General features: G+C 46.9%; 23 protein-coding genes. 11 read left to right on the top strand and 12 right to left on the bottom strand.

Translation table 11 applies throughout. The features are described from left to right. Positions 1-186 precede the first annotated feature (186 nt). From ABV409_RS04685 to ABV409_RS04700, 4 genes are all read left to right on the top strand, one after another. Complete coding sequence (locus ABV409_RS04685; protein ID WP_353876387.1) at positions 187-1,551, top strand: sigma-54-dependent transcriptional regulator; 1,365 nt, start codon at positions 187-189, stop codon at positions 1,549-1,551. Continuing rightward, positions 1,551-2,891 carry a sensor histidine kinase gene (locus ABV409_RS04690; protein ID WP_353876388.1) on the top strand — a complete coding sequence of 447 codons (1,341 nt, stop codon included), beginning with the start codon at positions 1,551-1,553 and terminating at the stop codon, positions 2,889-2,891. The genes ABV409_RS04685 and ABV409_RS04690 overlap by 1 nt, the downstream gene beginning before the upstream one ends. After that, entirely contained in the window at positions 2,892-3,344 is a 453-nt protein-coding gene (locus ABV409_RS04695) for a GreA/GreB family elongation factor (protein ID WP_353876389.1), read from the top strand. It abuts the gene before it with no gap. 82 nt (positions 3,345-3,426) lie between these two features. Continuing rightward, positions 3,427-3,798, top strand: coding sequence for a SnoaL-like domain-containing protein (locus ABV409_RS04700; RefSeq protein WP_353876390.1), 372 nt, complete (start codon positions 3,427-3,429; stop codon positions 3,796-3,798). 2 nt (positions 3,799-3,800) lie between these two features. On the opposite strand, the gene ABV409_RS04705 is transcribed toward ABV409_RS04700, so the two are convergent. From ABV409_RS04705 to ABV409_RS04760, 12 genes are all read right to left on the bottom strand, one after another. Continuing rightward, on the bottom strand, positions 3,801-4,559 hold the full coding sequence (locus ABV409_RS04705; protein ID WP_353876391.1) for a LytR/AlgR family response regulator transcription factor: 759 nt from the start codon (positions 4,557-4,559) through the stop codon (positions 3,801-3,803). 6 nt (positions 4,560-4,565) lie between these two features. Further along, a complete protein-coding gene (locus tag ABV409_RS04710; RefSeq protein WP_353876392.1) occupies positions 4,566-5,573 on the bottom strand; it encodes a sensor histidine kinase in 1,008 nt (335 codons plus the stop codon). Between the two features lie 49 nt (positions 5,574-5,622). After that, the gene (locus ABV409_RS04715) at positions 5,623-6,714 is read right to left on the bottom strand and encodes a serine hydrolase domain-containing protein (protein WP_353876393.1); all 1,092 of its coding nucleotides are present in this window, start codon (positions 6,712-6,714) and stop codon (positions 5,623-5,625) included. Between the two features lie 126 nt (positions 6,715-6,840). Continuing rightward, positions 6,841-7,248 carry an alternative ribosome rescue aminoacyl-tRNA hydrolase ArfB gene (arfB, locus tag ABV409_RS04720; RefSeq protein WP_353876394.1) on the bottom strand — a complete coding sequence of 136 codons (408 nt, stop codon included), beginning with the start codon at positions 7,246-7,248 and terminating at the stop codon, positions 6,841-6,843. A 33-nt stretch (positions 7,249-7,281) separates the two neighbouring features. Beyond that, the gene (locus tag ABV409_RS04725) at positions 7,282-8,046 is read right to left on the bottom strand and encodes a hypothetical protein (protein WP_353876395.1); all 765 of its coding nucleotides are present in this window, start codon (positions 8,044-8,046) and stop codon (positions 7,282-7,284) included. Between the two features lie 53 nt (positions 8,047-8,099). After that, positions 8,100-9,113, bottom strand: coding sequence for an ABC transporter ATP-binding protein (locus ABV409_RS04730; protein ID WP_353876396.1), 1,014 nt, complete (start codon positions 9,111-9,113; stop codon positions 8,100-8,102). Positions 9,114-9,181: 68 nt separating this feature from the next. Beyond that, positions 9,182-11,335, bottom strand: coding sequence for a prolyl oligopeptidase family serine peptidase (locus ABV409_RS04735; protein WP_353876397.1), 2,154 nt, complete (start codon positions 11,333-11,335; stop codon positions 9,182-9,184). Between the two features lie 86 nt (positions 11,336-11,421). Further along, entirely contained in the window at positions 11,422-11,670 is a 249-nt protein-coding gene (locus ABV409_RS04740; RefSeq protein WP_353876398.1) for an antibiotic biosynthesis monooxygenase, read from the bottom strand. Between the two features lie 72 nt (positions 11,671-11,742). After that, positions 11,743-12,732, bottom strand: coding sequence for an aspartate-semialdehyde dehydrogenase (locus ABV409_RS04745; RefSeq protein ID WP_353876399.1), 990 nt, complete (start codon positions 12,730-12,732; stop codon positions 11,743-11,745). 189 nt (positions 12,733-12,921) lie between these two features. Beyond that, the gene (mscL, locus tag ABV409_RS04750; protein ID WP_353876400.1) at positions 12,922-13,323 is read right to left on the bottom strand and encodes a large-conductance mechanosensitive channel protein MscL; all 402 of its coding nucleotides are present in this window, start codon (positions 13,321-13,323) and stop codon (positions 12,922-12,924) included. A gap of 62 nt (positions 13,324-13,385) precedes the next feature. Beyond that, positions 13,386-14,492: an alanine racemase gene (alr, locus tag ABV409_RS04755; RefSeq protein WP_353876401.1), complete on the bottom strand. Its 1,107-nt coding sequence runs from the start codon at positions 14,490-14,492 to the stop codon at positions 13,386-13,388. Beyond that, positions 14,485-15,129 carry a thymidine kinase gene (locus ABV409_RS04760; RefSeq protein WP_353876402.1) on the bottom strand — a complete coding sequence of 215 codons (645 nt, stop codon included), beginning with the start codon at positions 15,127-15,129 and terminating at the stop codon, positions 14,485-14,487. The genes alr and ABV409_RS04760 overlap by 8 nt, the downstream gene beginning before the upstream one ends. Positions 15,130-15,287: 158 nt before the next feature. Here ABV409_RS04760 and ABV409_RS04765 point away from each other — a divergent pair, with 158 nt between their 5' ends. From ABV409_RS04765 to ABV409_RS04795, 7 genes are all read left to right on the top strand, one after another. Then, complete coding sequence (locus tag ABV409_RS04765) at positions 15,288-15,968, top strand: DUF8457 domain-containing protein (protein WP_353876403.1); 681 nt, start codon at positions 15,288-15,290, stop codon at positions 15,966-15,968. A 45-nt stretch (positions 15,969-16,013) separates the two neighbouring features. Then, positions 16,014-16,367, top strand: a complete 354-nt coding sequence (locus ABV409_RS04770; protein ID WP_353876404.1) for a DoxX family protein — start codon at positions 16,014-16,016, stop codon at positions 16,365-16,367. Positions 16,368-16,376: 9 nt separating this feature from the next. Next, positions 16,377-17,048 carry a 16S rRNA (cytidine(1402)-2'-O)-methyltransferase gene (gene rsmI, locus ABV409_RS04775; protein ID WP_353876405.1) on the top strand — a complete coding sequence of 224 codons (672 nt, stop codon included), beginning with the start codon at positions 16,377-16,379 and terminating at the stop codon, positions 17,046-17,048. A 46-nt stretch (positions 17,049-17,094) separates the two neighbouring features. Further along, the gene (locus ABV409_RS04780; protein ID WP_353876406.1) at positions 17,095-18,156 is read left to right on the top strand and encodes a helix-turn-helix domain-containing protein; all 1,062 of its coding nucleotides are present in this window, start codon (positions 17,095-17,097) and stop codon (positions 18,154-18,156) included. A gap of 93 nt (positions 18,157-18,249) precedes the next feature. Then, positions 18,250-18,603, top strand: a complete 354-nt coding sequence (locus tag ABV409_RS04785; protein ID WP_353876407.1) for a hypothetical protein — start codon at positions 18,250-18,252, stop codon at positions 18,601-18,603. A 1-nt stretch (position 18,604) separates the two neighbouring features. Continuing rightward, positions 18,605-18,961, top strand: a complete 357-nt coding sequence (locus tag ABV409_RS04790) for an SPW repeat domain-containing protein (RefSeq protein WP_353876408.1) — start codon at positions 18,605-18,607, stop codon at positions 18,959-18,961. Positions 18,962-18,984: 23 nt separating this feature from the next. Next, complete coding sequence (locus ABV409_RS04795) at positions 18,985-19,458, top strand: YHS domain-containing (seleno)protein (protein WP_353876409.1); 474 nt, start codon at positions 18,985-18,987, stop codon at positions 19,456-19,458. Positions 19,459-19,482 lie beyond the last annotated feature (24 nt).

Raw genomic sequence — 19,482 nt, forward strand, 5'->3', positions numbered from 1 at the left:
ATGCCAAAAATAAAGCGATTCCCATGCCAATAATGAAAGTATCAGATAATCAATTAATTAAGATTGAATTTTTTTTAAACTTACCGCTCTTGTGTAAAATATTTATACAAAATATGTCAAATATTTTGACAATTGATCTTTTGGTACACCAGCAATCCTTAGTTTTGACCGAAACGGGCCTTCACTATGATAGATGCCAAGATTTTGGTAATCGATGACAACAAGAGTGTCTTGAGCGCACTTGAGATCTTGTTGCAATTCGAATACAAGCAGGTACAGACCTTGTTCAATCCGAACCAGATATCGTCTTTTCCGAAATTGGAAGAGATCGATATCGTTTTGCTCGATATGAATTTCTCTGCCGGGGTGAATACCGGTAACGAAGGGTTGTTCTGGCTGAAAGAGATCAAAAAGCGGTCTCCGAATACTTCGGTCATCATGATGACGGCCTATGGGGCAGTCGACCTAGCGGTCAAGGCCTTGAAAGACGGGGCGTCCGATTTCGTATTGAAACCATGGAACAACGAACGTTTGCTGACGACCGTTAAATCGGCCTTTGAGTTGCGTCAATCCCGCAAGGAGATCCACCAACTCAAGAAGAAGGAAAGCAGCCTGAAACAACTCATCAACGACGATAAGAATTATATCATCGGAAACAGCAAGGCCTTGACCTCCGTATTGAACTTGGTGCGAAAGGTCGCGAAGACCGATGTCAATGTATTGATCACCGGCGAGAACGGTACGGGCAAGGAGTTGATCGCCCGCGAACTACACCGATTGTCTTCGCGTAAGAACGAGGTGTTCATCGGTGTCGATATGGGTTCGATCGCAGAAAACCTCTTTGAGAGCGAATTGTTCGGGCACCAGAAAGGGGCCTTTACCGATGCTAAGGAAGATCGTGCCGGTAAGTTCGAAGCGGCGCACCAAGGTTCGCTCTTTTTGGATGAGATCGGTAACCTAACGCTCCAGACCCAAGCCAAGCTACTTTCGGCCATTCAAAACAAATCCGTGGTCAGAGTAGGATCGAACAAAAACATTTCGGTCGATATCCGTTTGATTTGTGCCACCAACTGCAATTTAAAACAAATGGTCACGGATGGGTTGTTTCGCGAGGATCTGTTGTACCGGATCAATACCATCCATATCGAAGTGCCGCCCTTGCGGGAACGGGAAGGCGATATTTTGATTCTGGCCGATTTTTTCTTGAAACGCTTTGCCAACAAATACGACAAGCCCGGTTTGCGCATCAACAACCTGGCTGAAGAAAAGCTGACCTCTTATAAATGGCCAGGCAACATCAGGGAATTACAACATACTATGGAGCGGGCCGTGATCTTATCAGAAGGCAATGTGCTCAAACCGACCGATTTCCTGCTTCACCCGAAACCTTCCCATTCCTTTGATGAAGGACCCAAGACCCTTGATGAAATGGAATCACAAATGATCACCAAGGCATTGGAACGGCATGATGGCAATTACAGTGCGGCAGCCGAGCAATTGGGTGTCACCCGTCAGACCTTGTACAATAAAATGAAACGCTTGAAGAACTAATGGCGAGTCGGAACTTTTACCTGCAAATGATCGTAAGGGTCATTTTAATCACCTTGACGGCTTTGGGCATTGCCTATTGTGTATTCCATCAATCGTATGCCGGAGTGGTTTTCGCCGCATTCCTGTTGATCGTGCAAGTGGTTTCCTTAATCCGATTTATCAATAACACCAACCGCAAGATCGCCTATTTCTTCGATGCCATTCGCAATGAGGATTTCACGCTGCGGTTCCCAGAACGGGTGACTATCAAATCCTTCAAAGAACTGAACCAAAGCCTGAACCGGGTCAATGGGTTGATCCAAGAAGTACACCTGCAACTCCAAATCCGTGAAAACTACTATCAGGAAATACTGAAACAGGCCAACATCGGGATCATGACCTTCAATGAACGCGGACATATCCTCTTTGCCAACCCGACACTGGAAAAATTGTTGAACCACAGTCCTTTGAACCATATCAAACAATTGGCGAAGATCGATCAGGGCCTTTTTGAGATTTTTAAACCGTTTACCGCCTTCGAACGGAAGCTGTTCCAGTTGACCAATGAGCGGGAGCAAAAGCAATTGGCCATCAAATGCACTCCTATGGTCATGGATAAAGACCCCTTGCTGTTGGTGGTCGTTCAAGACATCCACCACGAACTCGATGAAAAGGAAACCGATTCATGGGTGCGTTTGATCCGCGTGCTCACCCATGAGATCATGAATACCATTACCCCCATAACCTCTATTTCGGACTCGATTTTGAAACATTTCCAAAATGGGGATCAAGATGATGCGGAAAGTATGGAACACAAAATGGCCAGTGCCATCAAAGGTCTCGAGGTCATTCGGGGCCAAGGAAGCGACCTTATGGATTTTGTGCAATCGTACCGGAGCTTTTTGAGTGTTCCAAAACCGGATAAAGAGCTGGTTTCGGCCTCGGCCTTTTTTGAGAAAGTACAGCTTTTGACCAGCAAGGAAGCCGTCGGCAAAGTCGCTTTCGAATGGAAGGTAGCACCTGAAGATCTTGAGTTGTATATCGATGAGAAGCAGCTTACCCAAGTGCTGATCAATTTGGTGAAAAACGCCATCCATTCCTTAGAACAGGGGGATGGGGGCCTTATCGAGGTGACGGCGGGCACTGCGGCCAGCGGAAAGAAATTCGTCGAGGTGAAAGACAACGGACCCGGCATACCGAAAGAATTGGCGGATGAGATCTTTGTTCCCTTTTTTACGACCAAAGACAAAGGAACCGGAATCGGTCTGAGCCTTTCAAAACAGATTATGCAACAGCACGGGGGTAGTTTGAAACTACATTCGATACCTAACCAAGAAACCGTCTTCACCCTATTGTTCTAGATGGCCGATATTAAGCAAAAAGCGTTCGATCATTGTCGGGCCTTCGTGGTTTCGCGACAAGAGGCTATTGCCCAAGCCATCGGCAAGATCAAAGAATCCCTGGTTTCCGAAACCAAAAGCACGGCCGGTGATAAGCACGAAACCGGAAGGGCCATGCTGCAATTGGAACGCGAGAAGTTAGGGAGACAGCTTGCCGAGATCAAAAAGTTGGATGCGATCATACAACGTATCGACCCTAGCAAAACAAATGGGCGCGTTGCACTTGGAAGTCTTGTGGTCACCGACAAGGCCCAGTATTTCATTGCCCTGTCCGCGGGGGTGGTACCGGGCAGTGTACCTCCTTTGTACTGCGTATCTACCCAAACACCTATCGGCAGATCGCTCCTCGGAAAAACAGTGGGCGAACGCTTTGTTTTCAATGAGATCGAAAGCGTGATCAAGGCTTTGGAATAATCAGAATTCATTTAACTTTTCCTTAAACGGCCCTACGACTTCATTGTGTAACTTCAAGGACGTTAACCTTAAATAAACAAACATGACCACACAAGAAGTTGCCGACCGTTTGGTTTCGCTTTGTCGCGAAGAAAAATACCAAGAGGCCTATGACCTATATGCCGATGATGCCGTCAGTATTGAGATGGACGGGATGCCCGGTGAAAAGATAACCGAAGGCAAAGCGAATATTTGGAATGCCTATTTGCAATGGGCAGAAGGCATCGAAGAGATCCACGGAGGTTCCGTTGGTGATGCGGTAGTGGCCGCCAACCATTTTGTCGTACCTATGTCGATGGATGCTACCTTTAAAGAGGGCGGTCGATGGGCCTTTGATGAGCTGTGTATGTACCAAGTGGAAAACGGGAAGATCAAGAAGGCGCAATACTTCTATGAGGTGCCCGAAATGGGATAAACCTATCCGTCAAGCCACTTTCGAAATGCCTTGGTCACCGAGGAGCTGGTGAGCACTTTGTCTTTGACCCCGTTCAATCGAAGTTCCAACCGATTTTTCGAATAGGTCAAGATATTGGTCAACTGTCGTTGGTTGATGATTTGACTTCGATTGATCTTGAAAAAAAGATCGGGGTCGAGGACACCTTCCAATGACCCGATGTTGGAAGAAACGGTATGCATTTTTCCATCCAAATCATAGAGTTTGCAGAGGTCACCAAATGCCTGGATGAGGGCGATATCTTGGGTTTCGAGCAACTTGATCCCTTCAGGTTTTTTGATGGCAAAACGCCGCTTATAGGTAATACTGCCCTGGTTTAAGGCTTTTTTCAAGGCTTTGAACATAGCCGCCTCATAAGAGGGTGGTTCGAACAGGGTCAAATACTTATGGATGGCCTGTTCGAAGTCGTCGGCCGTAAAAGGTTTCAGGATGTAGGCGATGCCATTGGTCTTGAAGGCCTCGAGCAGGTGATTGTCATAGGCGGTAATGAAAATAATGGGAGCCGTTATTTCGCAATTTTGGAACACTTCGAAAGCCGTTCCGTCCAGCAGCTGGATATCCGACAGGATCAGGTTGAATTTGATTCCTTCCGAGAGCATGACCATGGCCTGTTCCACCGTTCGTGAATTCGAGGTGGTGAAGGGCACGTCCAAGGTTTGGGCCAAAAGGGCTTCGATTTTTTTAAGGGCGGGCGGTTCGTCTTCAAGGATCAAAATATGCATGGGCGGTCAATCAATGGTTTGCAATAGAGGTAACGACACGGAGAACCGTACTAGATCTTCTTGGATCGTAAGTGTTTGATCACTAAGCAGGGCGTACCGCCTTTTGAGATTTTCCAGGCCGGTACCGAACCGGTCAACGGGTTTGTTCGAACGGCTTTTGTTATTGGTAATGGTCAAGGTAGCCGCTTCAACGGTGATTTTCGTCGCTATGGGATCGGGCACGGGCCGGTTGTGTTTGACCACGTTTTCCAAAATGGTCAATAAGGCACCATTCGGCACGAACTTTCCTTCAGTTTCGCCGGTAATATCGATTTCGAATCGAAAATCATTGCCAAAGCGGGTTTCGATAAGGTAAAAATAATCCTGGGCCAAGGCGATTTCTCGTGCAACCGGGATGAGGTCCTCCTCTTTATTCTGGATGAGGTAGCGGTACAATGATGCCAAATGCGTTACATAGGTTCTGACTTTTTGCTTAGGGGCGTGGTCGATCAGTGCATCAATGGTATTTAGGCTATTGTATAAGAAATGGGGGTCGTATTGGGCCCTAAGTACTTTGAGCTGCATCGCCTTTTGGGCACTCTGCAACTCGACCAGGTGCAATTTGTTTTCATAATAGCGCTTACTGAGTAACAGCCCAAGCGGAAGCGCAAGATCGGGCGTGGTATTATAAAAACAATGAACGATGATTTCGCCAGGGGTCATGTTCCAAGTCCATGGGGGTTCGGCCGTATAGTAATCCCGTAGTAAATCGAGATACCCCATGCCGAAGAGGGCGATACAAGCCAAAACGAGAAACGTCAGATATCCTCTTTTTTCTATCAAGACTTTCTGAACGAGCCACAAAAAGATATACAACAAGATACTTACCTTGATCAGCACCCCGATCAGCCCTGTAATGATCTCGAATCGGGTGTAGCCTTCGACGATATACCGATAGGTCAACCAGGCGATGGATAAGAGGAAGTAGGCCCCTAAGAGTTTAAGATCCGATTGGTTTAAGCGATAGTCGCGCATTCGATTTTACTTATCAAGGTAAGGTACTTAGAAAAACCACAAATTAAATTTACGGTTGCATTAAATGTTGCAAAATGGCCATGGGCAGCTGCGATTGGTCATCATTGGTGAATATGATCAATCCCCAATCGGAGTCGGGTACGACCACAAAAAGACTGGTATATCCGAAGTTATTACCTCCATGGCCGTATGCGGTACCAATCGGCAATGCCGCCTTGGCAAATCCCAAGGTCCAATCCGTCACCCCCATTTGCCGTTGTTCGTGGCCTTCGGGCAAGACCACTTGGGTCTCAAAAAGACGCTCATAGCTTGAAGTACTAAGATGTTCTTCCTTTAATAGGGCGATGAGCCATTTTGAAAAATCCAAGGCTTCCGAATGGATGGAGAATGCGGCACCAAAGACGTTGATATCATCGCTGCCGGACTTTGGTTTCAACGCGGCATAACCTTTGGCCTTGTTGTTCAACATATGGGGTTGGTGAACGAAACGCGTGTGTTTTAATTGAAGCGGTTTGCCGAATCGTTTTTGAAAAAGGGCCTCCAGACCGGCATCGTCGGTATCGGACAAACGCATCAACACCTTGGCAAGGTATTGGTACCCTTCTCCGGAGTAAAAGAAAGCGGACCCCGGGTCAAATTGAATGAATAGCTCTTTTTTGCCATAGTCGTTTCGCCAATTGGGAAAACCGGTGGTATGCGAAAGGACCATACGTGCGGTAATCTTCTTATAGCGCTCATCATGGGCGATATCTTGATAGGGCAGGTATTCGTAGAGGGGCTTATCAAGATCGAGAAGTCCCTTTTCAACATAATCCATGACAAAAAAGGCGAACATCGGTTTTGAAAGGGAGGCCGCCTCGAACAAGGTCTCTTGATTTACCGGAACCTTGTTTTCGAGATCGGCGTACCCACCATGATAGTGGTAAACGACTTTGGCGTCATTAATTACCGCCATCGAGATACCGGCTACTTTGAGTTGTTCCATTGCGGTATTGACCATTGCGGTCAGCGAGTCCTTCGCTACTGGTTTGCCTACCATGTTCGAAATGGAATCAGAGGTTTGGCCAAAAGCACTGCCAAAAAATAATAGTAAGGCCAAATGGGCCAAAATGCGTACGATAATGCGCGTGGTGTTGATCATGCTGTTCGTTTTTTAAGATGAATGATCGAAGATGCACCGCAATGGTCTGAACTACAACCGAAAAATGCCGTTGCGGGTGAAGGGGATGACGAATCGGGTTTTTTTACAGTTCAAGGGAAAGGACGCTTATGTGCTTTGCTTCCAGTTTTTCCTATTCGCTTTTTTCTCTGCTTGCTTTTTCTTTGATTTTAGGCGCCTTTCTATGGCCGCACGGGAAGGTTTCGTCCGTACTCTGGTTTTTGGTCGTCGCAAGCCTGCGGCCAACATGGCGAAAAAACGTTTGATCACTAACTGCTTGTTCCGGTATTGGCTCCGTGATTCATCCGTTTGCATCATGAGGAGGCCGTTTTTGTTCAATCGCTTCTCGAGCTTAAAGACCAGGCGTTGTTTTTCGGCATCCGAAAGCCCTTCCGAAGCCATTACATCAAAGGAAAGTTCGACCTTCGTGGCCACCTTGTTGACATGTTGACCTCCGGAACCACTGCTACGAACAGCTTTGAAAACCAATTCTTTTAAAATGATATTCTTGTCCAACGCTTAGACGGTTTACAACAAAGATACCAGAGATCATCGGTATTCGAATCGGATCGCCACCAAGTTGAAATCGGAATTGTTTTCCTTATTGCCACTATCGTTGTCGTAACTATTCACGTTTTTCGGTTCCCCTTCACCATAACCGAATCCGGTGGCTTCGATTTGAAGGCGATTTACCGGGTCGCCGATCGATAAGGCGATTGGATACGTGCCATAGGAGTTTTCGACCGATTTGACTTCCCGACCCAACATGCTGTCATTGGCTCCGAGTACACCTTCACCGACTTTGGCACCATTGCTGTCAAAGGCCGTCCATTTACCGGTTTCACCATCTTGGTGACCTTCATTGGCTCCCATCATTCCAACGGTTAGAACAACGTTTTGGACCGGGGAATCGAAAAAGATTTCGATTTTCTCACTTGCGTTCACCTCTTGGCCTTGGTACATGACGTAGTAATCGATCTGTTGCCAACGAGCACCTCCTACTCCGAAACCGTGATCTCGAAATTCGGTATCAAAGACAAGTCGTCCTTCTGAACCATCGATGTTCAGGGCCCTTAAGGATACCCCATCGACCCATTGCTGTACCCCTTCGCCATTGTTCGTTAAGATGGATGCCGAAGCGGTCAAGGTAACGGTAGCACCAGGATCCGGCACGGTATCATCGTTTGATTCGACGGGTTCATTTGCGGTGTTTTCACCTTCGTTCTGGATGTCAGTTTCCATGGCGTCTTCAGAGCAGGAAGCGAAAAGGGTAAGACATAGACCAATGACCAGGCCTGTTAAGGATAGTTTCATTTTCATAGCTTTTGGGGTTCTCTAAGAGAACGGATCCAAAAACCGACTTCGTATCAAGAGTGATCGCTTTTCGACGAAAGGGCGTCCACGCTTTGGCGGATCCTTTGGTTCACCAGTTGTAATGAGATGTTCAAAAACAAGGTGATGCCGGCCTTGAAGGCCACTTTACTTTGAAAAAACACTTCATGGCCCTCTGGTGATTCCCCTTTGACCAGATAGTGGTTTCCTTTGAAATAATTGGCGATGACGGTTACGGCCAAGCCTGACTTTTTCGAGAGTTCGAATTCATGCGGATACACCAAGATCGAAGCATTGATCTCTGCATATTCCTTCAACAATTTCAGAGGCAATTCATTTACCGCACCGAATAAGGAAGCTACGTAATTATTCTTGGGGTTGTTGTACAGGGCTTGGGTAGTTTGGTAATCTTCGATAGCGCCGTTGCGCAATACCAATATGGAATCGGTATAGGGCAAAACATCGGCACTGTCATGCGAAGCGGTCAATACCGTGATCCCTTTTTCTTTTAGGTAGGGGAAGAGTTTTTCGCGCAGTTCGTTTTTTTTGAATTGATCGATATGGCTAAAGGGCTCGTCCAAAAGAAGGATTTCAGGCTCTTCGGCCAGGGCCCTGGCCAGCGCGACCCGCTGTTTTTGGCCGCCGCTAAGATTTTTGACAAGGGTGTCTTGGTAGGGTTCCAATCCGACCAATGCGATCAATTCCGCAATGCGGTCTTCATGTTGTTCTTGTTCGAACACGGAAAGGAATTGTCCGATATTTTCCGCCACGGAGGTAAAGGGCATCAAATCGAAATCTTGGGAGACATATTTGATGAAGGCTTCACCGGCAACCAATTGGTAGTTCGGCCCCAACAGGGGTTTGTCTCCCCATGAAATGCTGCCGCTATCAAGGTGCAACAACCCATATACCGCTTTTAATAAGGTGCTTTTACCCGAACCGCTTTCGCCCATGACCGCCAAGTGTCCGCCTTTTTCAATGGTGAACGATATCCGGTTCAATACGGGTTGTTCTTGGTAAGAAAACGATATGTCGACAGCTTTCAACATGGCCCCAGAAAAAGTGAAAATCCGCTTTTTATAAAAAAACGGATTTTCTTTCGTGATTATTTTATGGCTTAGTCCTTGAATTCTTTCATGACCGCTTGATTGGGCAATTCGTCATAGCCCATATTGAACAAGGTAAAACCGAAAATATCGGCATATTGTTCGATCGTTTTGCTCACTGGGGTACCGGCCCCATGACCGGCATTGGTCTCGATACGGATCAGGGTCGGGTTGTCTCCGGTCTGTTTTTCCTGTAACTCGGCCGCGAATTTGAAACTGTGCGCGGGCACCACGCGATCATCATGATCCCCTGTGGTGACCAAGGTAGCCGGATACGAGACCCCTTCCTTCACATTATGTACAGGGGAGTATGCTTTGAGGTATTCGAACATTTCCTCACTTTCTTCGGCTGTTCCATAATCGTATGCCCATCCCGCACCTGCCGTGAAGGTATGGTAGCGAAGCATATCCAAAACGCCTACAGCTGGCAAGGCCACCTGCATCAGATCAGGGCGTTGGGTCATGGTTGCCCCGACCAAAAGACCGCCATTCGAACCTCCTCGGATGGCCAGGTACTCTTTCGAGGTATACTTGTTCTCGATCAGGTATTCGGCAGCCGCGATAAAGTCGTCGAAGACGTTTTGTTTTTGGGTTTTAGTACCGGCGATATGCCATTTTTTACCATACTCACCACCTCCGCGAAGGTTGGGCACGGCATAAATACCGCCTTGTTCCATCCATACGGCGTTGACGATACTGAAAGAGGGTGTCAAACTGATATTGAAGCCGCCATACCCATAAAGAATTGTAGGGTTCTTTCCGTTCAATTCAACCCCTTTCTTATGTGTGATGATCATAGGTACCCTGGTACCGTCTTTTGAGTTGTAAAACACCTGTGTGGACTCATAATCTTCTGGATTGAAATCAATTTCGGGCTTCCAATATTGCTCGTATTCACCAGATTCCACATTGTATTTGAACGATGACCCCGGGGTGTTGTAATTGGTGAAGGAGAAGTAGAATTCCTTGTCCTCCTTTTTACCGCCGAATCCACCTGCGCTACCAACGCCGGGCAGGGCGACTTCACGCACCAATTTGCCGTCGTAATCGTATTGCATCACCTTCGAAATGGCATCGACCATATATTCGGTGAAGAAATAGCCGCCTCCGGTTCCGCTGGTGAGCACATGTTCGGTTTCCGGGATGAAATCTTCCCAATGTTCGGGAGTGGGGTTGGCCAGGTCAGTGACCACGATTTTCTTGTTCGGGGCGTCCATGTTGGTAACCAACCAAAGTTTGGTGCCTTCGTTTTCAATGATATAGGTATCGGAATCGGTATCATCCAAAACGGTAATCAAGGGGCCGTCTTTGACACTAAGGTCTTTCAGAAAGAGTTTGTTGCCCGATGTCGAGGTCGAAGCGGTGATGACCAAGAACCGCTCATCGTAGGTCAAATACCCCCCGACGTAGCGGTGCTTTTCTTCAGGGATGCCCCCAAAAACGATTTTATCCTCGGTTTGCGGGGTGCCCAGTTTATGGTAGTATAATTTGTGCTGATCGGTTTTTGCCGAAAGCTCGCTTCCTTTGGGTTTGTCATAGCTTGAATAGAAAAAGCCATCATTTCCCTTCCAAGAAATACCGCTGAATTTGATATCGACAAGGGTGTCTTCGACGATTTCCTTGGATCCGGCATTGATGACAATGCCCTTGCGCCAATCGCTGCCCCCTTCCGAAATCAAATATGCCGCTTTCGAGCCATCTTTGGTAAAGCTCAGTCCCATCAAGGAAGTAGTGCCATCTTCTGAAAAGGAGTTGGGGTCAAGAAAGACCTCCGCCTCTTCATCGCCCTTTTTGCGATAGACGACATATTGGTTCTGTAGCCCATCGTTTTTATAGAAATAGGTGTATTCCCCTTCTTTGAACGGGGCTCCGAGTTTTTCGTAATTCCAGAGTTTTTCAAGCCGGTTTTTCAGATCCTGGCGAAATGGGATCTTATCCAAATACCCGAAGGTGGTCACGTTCTGTTCTTTGACCCAAGCTTCGGTCTCTGGGCTGCGATCATCTTCCAACCATCGAAAGGGATCGGCGACTTCGTTGCCGAAATAGGTGTCAACGGTATCGACTTTTGTGGTGGTGGGGTAATTCACGGCAATGGGTTCTCGTTTGGTTTCTTTTTGGCATGCGGCAACACTTAGAATTGCCAAGGTGAAGGCTATTTTTTTCATTTCAATTGAATTGGTCCATCATTAAAAATACCATGAAAAAAACAGCGGCCTTTGTTTTGAATCAAAGGTTTAACAGAATTTAACGTCTACCCTTTCAAGTCGGCGAAAACTTCGTGATGCGCGACCTTTTCTTCCAACTCGAGTAAATAGCCTGCATCTTCAGGATAGTACTTCGCCTTTTCAAAATCTTGCCCAGCGAAGTTTTTGATGACGTCGAGGTTTTCCCAAAAGGTAATGAGGGTAAAATGGCCTTCATCACCCTTGAGGGCACGCAAGAAAGTGAGCTTGATAAAACCAGGAGTGCTTTTATAATCGGGGATGGCCCTTTCTTCCATGAAGCGTGTATACACCTCAAAATCAGCAGCTTTAGTCTTTCCGTGCCAAATTCGTGCAATTATGGAATAGGATTAAACGAGTTCGTTTTCGACCAAATATTCAGCAATTTGGACGGCGTTGGTCGCCGCGCCTTTTCGCAGGTTATCCGAAACCACCCACATGTTCAAGGTGTTTCGTTGGGTTTCGTCACGACGAAGGCGTCCGACGAAGACCTCGTCCTTATCATGGGCATAGATCGGCATCGGATAGGTGTTGGTGTCGGGATCGTCTTGAACCGTTACCCCAGGGGTAGCTTCGAGCAATTGTCGGACTTCCTTTAGATCGAAATCGTTTTGGAATTCGACATTAATGGCTTCCGAATGTCCTCCTGCCGTTGGGATCCGAACCGCGGTTGCGCTTACCGAAAAAGTGCGGTCATCCAATATTTTCTGGGGTTCACGGGCCAATTTCATTTCCTCTTTGGTGTATCCATTTTCAAGAAACACATCGCAATGGGGCAACGCATTTCTATTGATCGGATACGGATAGGCCATCTCACCCTTGACACCGGCCGTTTCGTTTTCTAGCTGTTGTACGGCTTTGACACCCGTACCTGAGACCGATTGGTAGGTCGAAACCACTACCCGTTTCATTTGGTACTTTTTATGTAAAGGGTTCAAGGCCATCACCATTTGAATGGTCGAACAATTCGGGTTCGCGATGATCTTGTCTTTTCCGGTCAAGATGTCGGCGTTGATTTCTGGGACCACCAATTTTTTATCGGGATCCATCCGCCATGCCGAAGAGTTGTCGATGACCGTGGTACCGACTTCGGCGAATTTCGGGGCCCATTCCAATGATGTCCCCCCACCGGCCGAGAAAATGGCAATATCCGGTTCGGCGGCAACGGCCTCCTCCAGTCCGATGACCGTATAGGACGTTCCTTTAAAGGCGATTTGCTTTCCGACTGATCGCGGAGAGGCGACCAATAACAATTCATCAATCGTAAAATCACGTTCGGCCAGTACTTTCAACATCACTTCACCGACCATTCCAGTCGCTCCGACAACCGCTACTTTCATCCCAATTCAATTTTGAGGGAACAAAAGTAAACTACCTGTGAAACTGCACAAGCATTTTTAAAAGATTGTCAAAATTCAACAAAAAGTTACAAATAAAACAACCGCTGGCTATAGGGATAACCAGCGGCTTTAATACATGGTGTAGCGGTCTTCTTTGGTGGTATGCCAAAGAAACGTAATCCGTATAGCTTACTTTTTCAGGGCATCCCTGATTTCAGCCAATAGTTCTTCTGCCGTTGGCCCTTTTGGTGGCTCCGGGGCAGGTTCTTCTTTTTTCTTCGTTTTGTTCACCCCTTTAACAATCATGAACATGACGAATGCCACGATGATAAAGTCGATGACGTTGGTCAAGAAATCCCCGTACAATACGGCGACTTCGCCAACGGTTTCTCCTGCGTCATTCACTGTGCCTTCATTTAATACGTATTTGAGATCCCTAAAATCGGAATCGAAAAGCAATCCGATCAACGGTGAAACGATGCCTCCCGTAAATGAGGTGACGACCTTGTTGAACGCGGCACCCATAACGAAACCAACGGCGATGTCGACGAGGTTTCCTTTCATTGCGAATTCCTTGAATTCTTTAAGCATGATGTATAGTTTAAATGGTTATTATGCCAAAAAGGTAGGAAAAAAATGGCTGCTAAGCGCTTTTATTCCAATATTTTACGGCTAACACGCTGGGAAACAGCGGTCAACAATTCATACGAAATGGTAGCCGCTGCATTGGCGATCTTTTCAGCCGAATGGCCGCTTCCGAACACGATGACCTCATCGCCTGAACGACAATCGATGCCGGTAACATCGATCATGATCATATCCATACAGACGTTGCCTATGATTGGTGCCTTTTGGTTGTTTATCCAAACGAATCCATTTCCATTTCCATAGGTTCTTGCGATGCCATCGGCATGACCGATAGGTAAGGTGGCGATTTTTTGGTAACCGGTTGCGGTAAATGCCCGGTTATAACCTACGGTTTCCCCAGGTTCGATCTGATGGAGCTGTGAAATAATGGTCTTCAATGCCGCAACGGGGCGAAGTGCTTCATCTTCAGCCGCGTGGTTGCCATAGCCATAGAGTCCGATACCGCTGCGGACCATATCGAACTGGGCTTCCGGGTAATTTACGATTCCCGATGTATTCAAAAGGTGTCGAAGTGGTGCTTGGCCCAGGGCTGAATCCATGGCTTGACAGATTGTTGTGAACGTTTTGATCTGTCTTTTGCTGAACTCCGTTTCTTTGGGATCCTCTGAAGCGGCCAGATGCGAAAACAGGGCCTTGATGCTGATTTCATCCCGACCTTGTAGCTGCTCCATAATATAGTCGACATCGTTTTCCCAAAACCCAAGTCGGTTGAGGCCGGTGTTGAACTTGATATGGACCGGATAACGCGATACCTTCTTGTTTTGCGCGCATTCCAAGAACAACCGCAAAACGCGGGGGGAATAAAGACTTGGTTCGAGTTCGTAGTCGATTAGGGTGGTGAAGTTCAGGGGTTGTGGATGGAGCACCAAAATAGGTAGTCGTACGCCCGCCTCTCGCAGTGCGACTCCTTCTTTGACATAGGCCACCGCAAGGTAGTCGGCACCCAAATCTTCCAGTTTTTGCGAAACTGCAACCGCATCACTGCCATAAGCGAAGGCCTTGACCACCGCCATGAACTTGGCATCCGGATCTAGTTTTGATCGCAAATAGTGGTAATTGTGGGCTAGGGCCCGAAGATCGATTTCGAGCGTCGTTTCCCCGACTTTATTCATTCGATCGTTCCTTTTTGGCGTCGATTTCCTCTACATCGACCTCCATTTTACCAATTTTTTCACGAAGCATCGCCTTGTAAAAGGCAGCTCGGCTCAAAGGTTCATATTCTTCGGTTTCCCCAAGCAAGACGAGGTTGTCATCATCCGATTTTCGAAAACTGTAATTGGCCAGGTTTCCGGTGCGGGTACAAACGGCATGCACTTTGGTGACGTATTCGGCCGTCGCCATGAGGGCGGGCATGGGCCCAAAGGGGTTTCCTTTGAAATCCATATCGAGTCCCGCAACCACTACACGCACCCCGCGGTTGGCAAGGTCGTTGCAAACGGTGACGATTTCATCATCGAAAAATTGGGCCTCATCGATGCCTACCACATCACAATCATCGGCCAATAAACGGATATTCGCCGCCGCGGGAACGGGTGTCGAACGGATTTCGTTCGCGTCATGTGAAACGACCATTTCCTCATTGTAGCGGGTGTCGACCAAGGGTTTGAAAATCTCCACTTTTTGCCTGGCGAACTTCGCCCGCTTCAGTCGACGGATCAATTCTTCGGTCTTGCCTGAAAACATCGAACCACAGATGACTTCGATCCATCCGAACTGCTCCTTGTGGTTGACGGTGTTTTCTAAAAACATAGGGTAGTTTTGAACGAAAATAAGAGGTTTCTACGTTAATATCTAAAGCGATTGATAGAATTAGTCCGGCAGCAAGGGTCGGGCGAACAAATTTTAACCTTTTGTTCTTAGTCAATTATCAGAATACCAACTATTTTTATACGAAAGAACCACGGCATATGAAGCGCAAATTAAGGGAAGAACTCATCAAACTCTCCACCGATATCATCACCTCACGTGAAGACAAGGAATTGACCGAATTGTACGATCAGGCCAAGGACCTCTATGAAAAATTGGCCGTGCTCAAATTCATCGACGAAAAATTGAACGACATCGAGGTCGACGTTTCGAAAAACGTGATCGCCGCGAAGTTCGAAAAGATGGCCACGGCCGTCATCAGTGGCAATACTGCCATCCCGGAGAGCAACCCCCATGAAGAGGATATCATCACGCCGGGTATGGATACGATAAAGGATATGGTTTCCGAAATGCCCAGTGAGGCCGTTGAATATATTTTTGGGGATTTCATCGCCAAGCCCGAAACCATGAAGAACGATAAGGACTTGGTCACCCCCGACACCATCGAACAACCACAGGCACCGAAAGCGAAGTCATTGAACGATACCTTATCCAAAGAACTCCAAGTCGGTCTGAATGATCGTTTGGCCTTCGTCAAACACCTCTTCGATGACAGCATGGACGATTACAATAGGGTGATTTCACAGCTGAATACCATTGATACAGAAGAGCGATCGGTAGCTTTCATCACCAATATGGTCAAGCCGGAATACAACCAATGGGAAGGTAAGGAAGCCTATGAAGAGCGCTTTATGGACCTTATCGCCAGAAAATTCGCCTAGTAGCCCTTTATTCTTACCTTTAGGGGGAACCAACTTCATACGAACATGCTAAAAAAAATCCTTTTTTGGGCATCCACGGGTATATTGACCCTGGTGATGTGCTTTTCGGTCTACAACTACTTTTTCAATACGGGGATGATTTCCGAATTCTTCGTGAATATGGGCTATCCGACCTATTTGATCTACCCCTTGGCCATTGCCAAACTTCTTGGGCTGGTTGCGGTTTGGGGCAACTTTTCCAAGTGGCTCAAAGAATGGGCCTACGCCGGATTTTTCTTCAACACCGTTTTGGCGTTCTTCGCCCACTATATGATCAGTGACGGGCAACATATGGGTGCGGTCATCGCATTTTTGGCGGTACTTGTTTCCTATTTCACGGGAAAAGAAGTCAGACCCTAAATCCGGTTCATGGGGAAACTTTTTCTGGTACCGACTCCTATTGGAAACTTAAAGGATATCACCCTTAGGGCATTGGACGTCTTGAAAGAAGCTGATGTCATTTTGGCCGAAGATACCCGAACCAGTGGCAAACTTCTCAGGCATTATGAGATCACCACGCCAATGCAGAGCCACCACATGCATAATGAACATGCCCAACTCAACCGATTGATCAACATGATCGTGCAAGGGTCGAACGTGGCCCTGATTTCCGATGCGGGTACCCCTGCGATTTCCGACCCGGGCTTCTTACTGACCCGTGCCTGCGTCGAACAAGGCATCGAAGTAGAATGCCTTCCGGGAGCGACCGCCCTTGTACCCGCTTTAGTGAACAGTGGTCTGCCCAACGATCGATTCGTTTTCGAAGGTTTTTTACCGGTCAAAAAGGGAAGACAGTCGCGTTTGAAAGCCTTGACCGAAGAAACCCGTACCATGGTGTTCTATGAATCACCCCATAAATTACTCAAGACCTTGGGCCAATTTTCGGACTATTTTGGAGCAGACAGACCGGTCTCGGTATCTCGGGAATTGACAAAAATACACGAAGAAACCGTGCGGGGGAGCCTTCAAGGGGTTTTGGCGCATTTTTCGGAGAAAGCCCCTAAGGGCGAGTTGGTTATCGTCGTTGCTGGGAAGCCTTGAACTGTTAGTTTTTGGTTTGGTTTCCGACTGATTTTGGAACCAACCTATGACCAAAGTGGTACAGAAACTACATCCGGAAATCAACAAGGTCTATTTCATCAATACCTACACCTTACTGCGAATTCTGTCAGGTTCAGGAACCATCCAAGTTGATTTCAAGAACTATGACGATTGGCAAGACAAGGCCATCTATCTGGAAAAAGGACAGTACATCAAATTTTTTTCAGAAGATTTCGTAGTTCAAAAAATCGAATTCCCCAGCAAGACCATTTTTGAAAAGAAAGAGGTCCGGGTGTTGTTCAAGCACTTGATCTCTTTGGGCTATGTCGACTTCAATGAATGTGATGCCTGCAAGCGATACTTGGAGAACACGGTATTTTCTGGCCATACCTCTGAAATCATCGACATTTCCTCCGAACAATGGTATTGGCAAAATCCATTCAAGGCAAGCAAACAGGAATACCAGATCATCTTTGATGTCAAGGATATCATCGACGAAAACTACTACGGCAATTTCAACAATGATGACCTTAGCCAGCTCATGACCGAAAGGGGCTATGAGGCCCAAGCATTGGTAAAGGATAAAATCGGCTTATCGATCAAAAATTTGATATCGAACAAGAAGTTGATGGAAGGCAAAAAGAAAATCGTTTTTACCGACAAGAGCATCCAAGAGGTCTCGTATGAAACCGGGTTCAAAGATCCCGCCTATTTCAATAGGGTGTTCAAGCGAACCACGGGAATGACCCCATCCGATTTCCGAGATGATTTTGACTATGAAAACCGGGATACGTTCGTACGCAACCTTATGGAACTACTCAAAACCTTCCACACCCAACAACGCACCCTTGGTTTTTATGCCGATAAAATGCACCTTTCCGTAAAGGCGCTTTCCAAAAAAACAAGGGCCAAAATGAATGCTTCCCTGGGGCAATTGATCCGCAACGAATTGGTATCCACCTCGAAAAAAATGTTGGAACAAGATGCCCCCATCAAGGAAATAGCCTTCGCTTTGGGTTTCGAGGAGCCCCAACATTTCACCCAGTTTTTTAAAAACCATACGGGTACCACCCCTTCCGCTTACCGTTTGGAAAAGTACAATCCTTAGCGTCTTTTTTGTAGGCCCCTATGGCCATTCCGTGCTGAAATTTGCAATGTAATTACAAACCAAAATTTGTTTAATCATTAAATCTTAACAGCAATGGATATTAAATCTTTAGCCCTGGAAATGGATGGAATCGTAGCCCAAGGCGCGATCGTAGACGCGGTTCAGCGCTTTTTCGCCGACGATGCCACGACCTCCGATTACAATGGGGTCGCAACGACCGACAAACCACAAATGGTCGAGAAAATGAAAGGCTTTGCCGAAGCGATCGCGCAGGTAAACGGCATTACACTCCATCACACGATCGTTGATGGCAACGTATCGGCCTCGGAGTTCACTTTCGATTTCGATATGAAGGACAACAGTAAAATTTACTGGCATGAGATCATTCGACGGATCTGGAACGAGAACGGCGAGGTGGTGCAAGAAGAATACTTTAACGCCCAGTAAAATGAAATTCAGATGTATTACCCCTACACTACACGGCGTGGCCGACTACTCGGCCGGAGTCGGTTTGATTTTGGCTCCCTTTTTGCTCGGGCTCGGTGGAACCGACCTTTGGGCACTCTGGATATCGGTAATCACGGGAGCTGCGGTCATCTTGGCCAGTATGCTAACGGATTACAAGCTCGGAGCGTTTCGAACCATACCTTTCCAGATCCATCTGACAATCGATCTTTTGGTGGCCATAGCGTTTATGGTGATCCCATTTGCCCTTGACTTTCAAGGATTGGATGCACATTATTATTGGGTGAACGCCGCGGTGGTATTTGTCGTAGTCTCCCTGAGTGCGACCCATGAAGAATAACAGAACAATTTAAAAACAGCACAATGAAACATTCATTAAAAACAACAGTGGCCCTTTTTGCTTTGGCCGTTAGCACGATCGGTTTCGGTCAAGACAAAAAAGCGAACAATATCGATAACAGTAATATCGCCCTTCAAGGGTACAGCCCGGTATCGTATCTTGATTTGGGAATAGCCCAAAAGGGACTGAAAGAATTCAAATCGACCCATAAGAACGTGGTGTACTATTTCACCGATGCGGAGCAAAAGAAGCAGTTTGACAAGGCCCCGGAACGCTACGTGCCCCAATATGGCGGTTTCTGTGCCTTTGGGGTTTATGCGGGAGCCAAATTCAGACCAGATCCGAACAAATTCATTGTAAAGGATGGAAAGTATTACTTGTTTCTTTACAATCTAGAATTGGACGCCCAACAATTGTGGATGGCCGAAAACGACCATAAAAAGTTGGTCAACACGGCGAATACGAATTGGGGAAGCTTAAGTAAAACCTACAACTAAACCCGTCATGGGTAGTGATTGGAT

This window comes from Flagellimonas algarum (genome assembly GCF_040513375.1).
Taxonomy (GTDB): domain Bacteria; phylum Bacteroidota; class Bacteroidia; order Flavobacteriales; family Flavobacteriaceae; genus Flagellimonas_B; species Flagellimonas_B algarum.

What these genes read in the sequence shown, in the direction of transcription:
- ABV409_RS04715 (WP_353876393.1), bottom strand. Translation starts at nt 6,714, where the DNA reads ATGATCAACACCACGCGCATTATCGTACGCATTTTGGCCCATTTGGCC.
- ABV409_RS04765 (WP_353876403.1), top strand. Translation starts at nt 15,288, where the DNA reads ATGAAGCGCAAATTAAGGGAAGAACTCATCAAACTCTCCACCGATATC.
- ABV409_RS04695 (WP_353876389.1), top strand. Translation starts at nt 2,892, where the DNA reads ATGGCCGATATTAAGCAAAAAGCGTTCGATCATTGTCGGGCCTTCGTG.
- mscL (WP_353876400.1), bottom strand. Translation starts at nt 13,323, where the DNA reads ATGCTTAAAGAATTCAAGGAATTCGCAATGAAAGGAAACCTCGTCGAC.
- alr (WP_353876401.1), bottom strand. Translation starts at nt 14,492, where the DNA reads ATGAATAAAGTCGGGGAAACGACGCTCGAAATCGATCTTCGGGCCCTA.
- ABV409_RS04780 (WP_353876406.1), top strand. Translation starts at nt 17,095, where the DNA reads ATGACCAAAGTGGTACAGAAACTACATCCGGAAATCAACAAGGTCTAT.
- ABV409_RS04760 (WP_353876402.1), bottom strand. Translation starts at nt 15,129, where the DNA reads ATGTTTTTAGAAAACACCGTCAACCACAAGGAGCAGTTCGGATGGATC.
- ABV409_RS04700 (WP_353876390.1), top strand. Translation starts at nt 3,427, where the DNA reads ATGACCACACAAGAAGTTGCCGACCGTTTGGTTTCGCTTTGTCGCGAA.
- ABV409_RS04705 (WP_353876391.1), bottom strand. Translation starts at nt 4,559, where the DNA reads ATGCATATTTTGATCCTTGAAGACGAACCGCCCGCCCTTAAAAAAATC.
- ABV409_RS04710 (WP_353876392.1), bottom strand. Translation starts at nt 5,573, where the DNA reads ATGCGCGACTATCGCTTAAACCAATCGGATCTTAAACTCTTAGGGGCC.
- ABV409_RS04725 (WP_353876395.1), bottom strand. Translation starts at nt 8,046, where the DNA reads ATGAAACTATCCTTAACAGGCCTGGTCATTGGTCTATGTCTTACCCTT.
- ABV409_RS04770 (WP_353876404.1), top strand. Translation starts at nt 16,014, where the DNA reads ATGCTAAAAAAAATCCTTTTTTGGGCATCCACGGGTATATTGACCCTG.
- ABV409_RS04790 (WP_353876408.1), top strand. Translation starts at nt 18,605, where the DNA reads ATGAAATTCAGATGTATTACCCCTACACTACACGGCGTGGCCGACTAC.
- ABV409_RS04795 (WP_353876409.1), top strand. Translation starts at nt 18,985, where the DNA reads ATGAAACATTCATTAAAAACAACAGTGGCCCTTTTTGCTTTGGCCGTT.
- ABV409_RS04785 (WP_353876407.1), top strand. Translation starts at nt 18,250, where the DNA reads ATGGATATTAAATCTTTAGCCCTGGAAATGGATGGAATCGTAGCCCAA.
- ABV409_RS04730 (WP_353876396.1), bottom strand. Translation starts at nt 9,113, where the DNA reads ATGTTGAAAGCTGTCGACATATCGTTTTCTTACCAAGAACAACCCGTA.
- ABV409_RS04735 (WP_353876397.1), bottom strand. Translation starts at nt 11,335, where the DNA reads ATGAAAAAAATAGCCTTCACCTTGGCAATTCTAAGTGTTGCCGCATGC.
- ABV409_RS04740 (WP_353876398.1), bottom strand. Translation starts at nt 11,670, where the DNA reads ATGGAAGAAAGGGCCATCCCCGATTATAAAAGCACTCCTGGTTTTATC.
- ABV409_RS04685 (WP_353876387.1), top strand. Translation starts at nt 187, where the DNA reads ATGATAGATGCCAAGATTTTGGTAATCGATGACAACAAGAGTGTCTTG.
- ABV409_RS04745 (WP_353876399.1), bottom strand. Translation starts at nt 12,732, where the DNA reads ATGAAAGTAGCGGTTGTCGGAGCGACTGGAATGGTCGGTGAAGTGATG.
- ABV409_RS04690 (WP_353876388.1), top strand. Translation starts at nt 1,551, where the DNA reads ATGGCGAGTCGGAACTTTTACCTGCAAATGATCGTAAGGGTCATTTTA.
- rsmI (WP_353876405.1), top strand. Translation starts at nt 16,377, where the DNA reads ATGGGGAAACTTTTTCTGGTACCGACTCCTATTGGAAACTTAAAGGAT.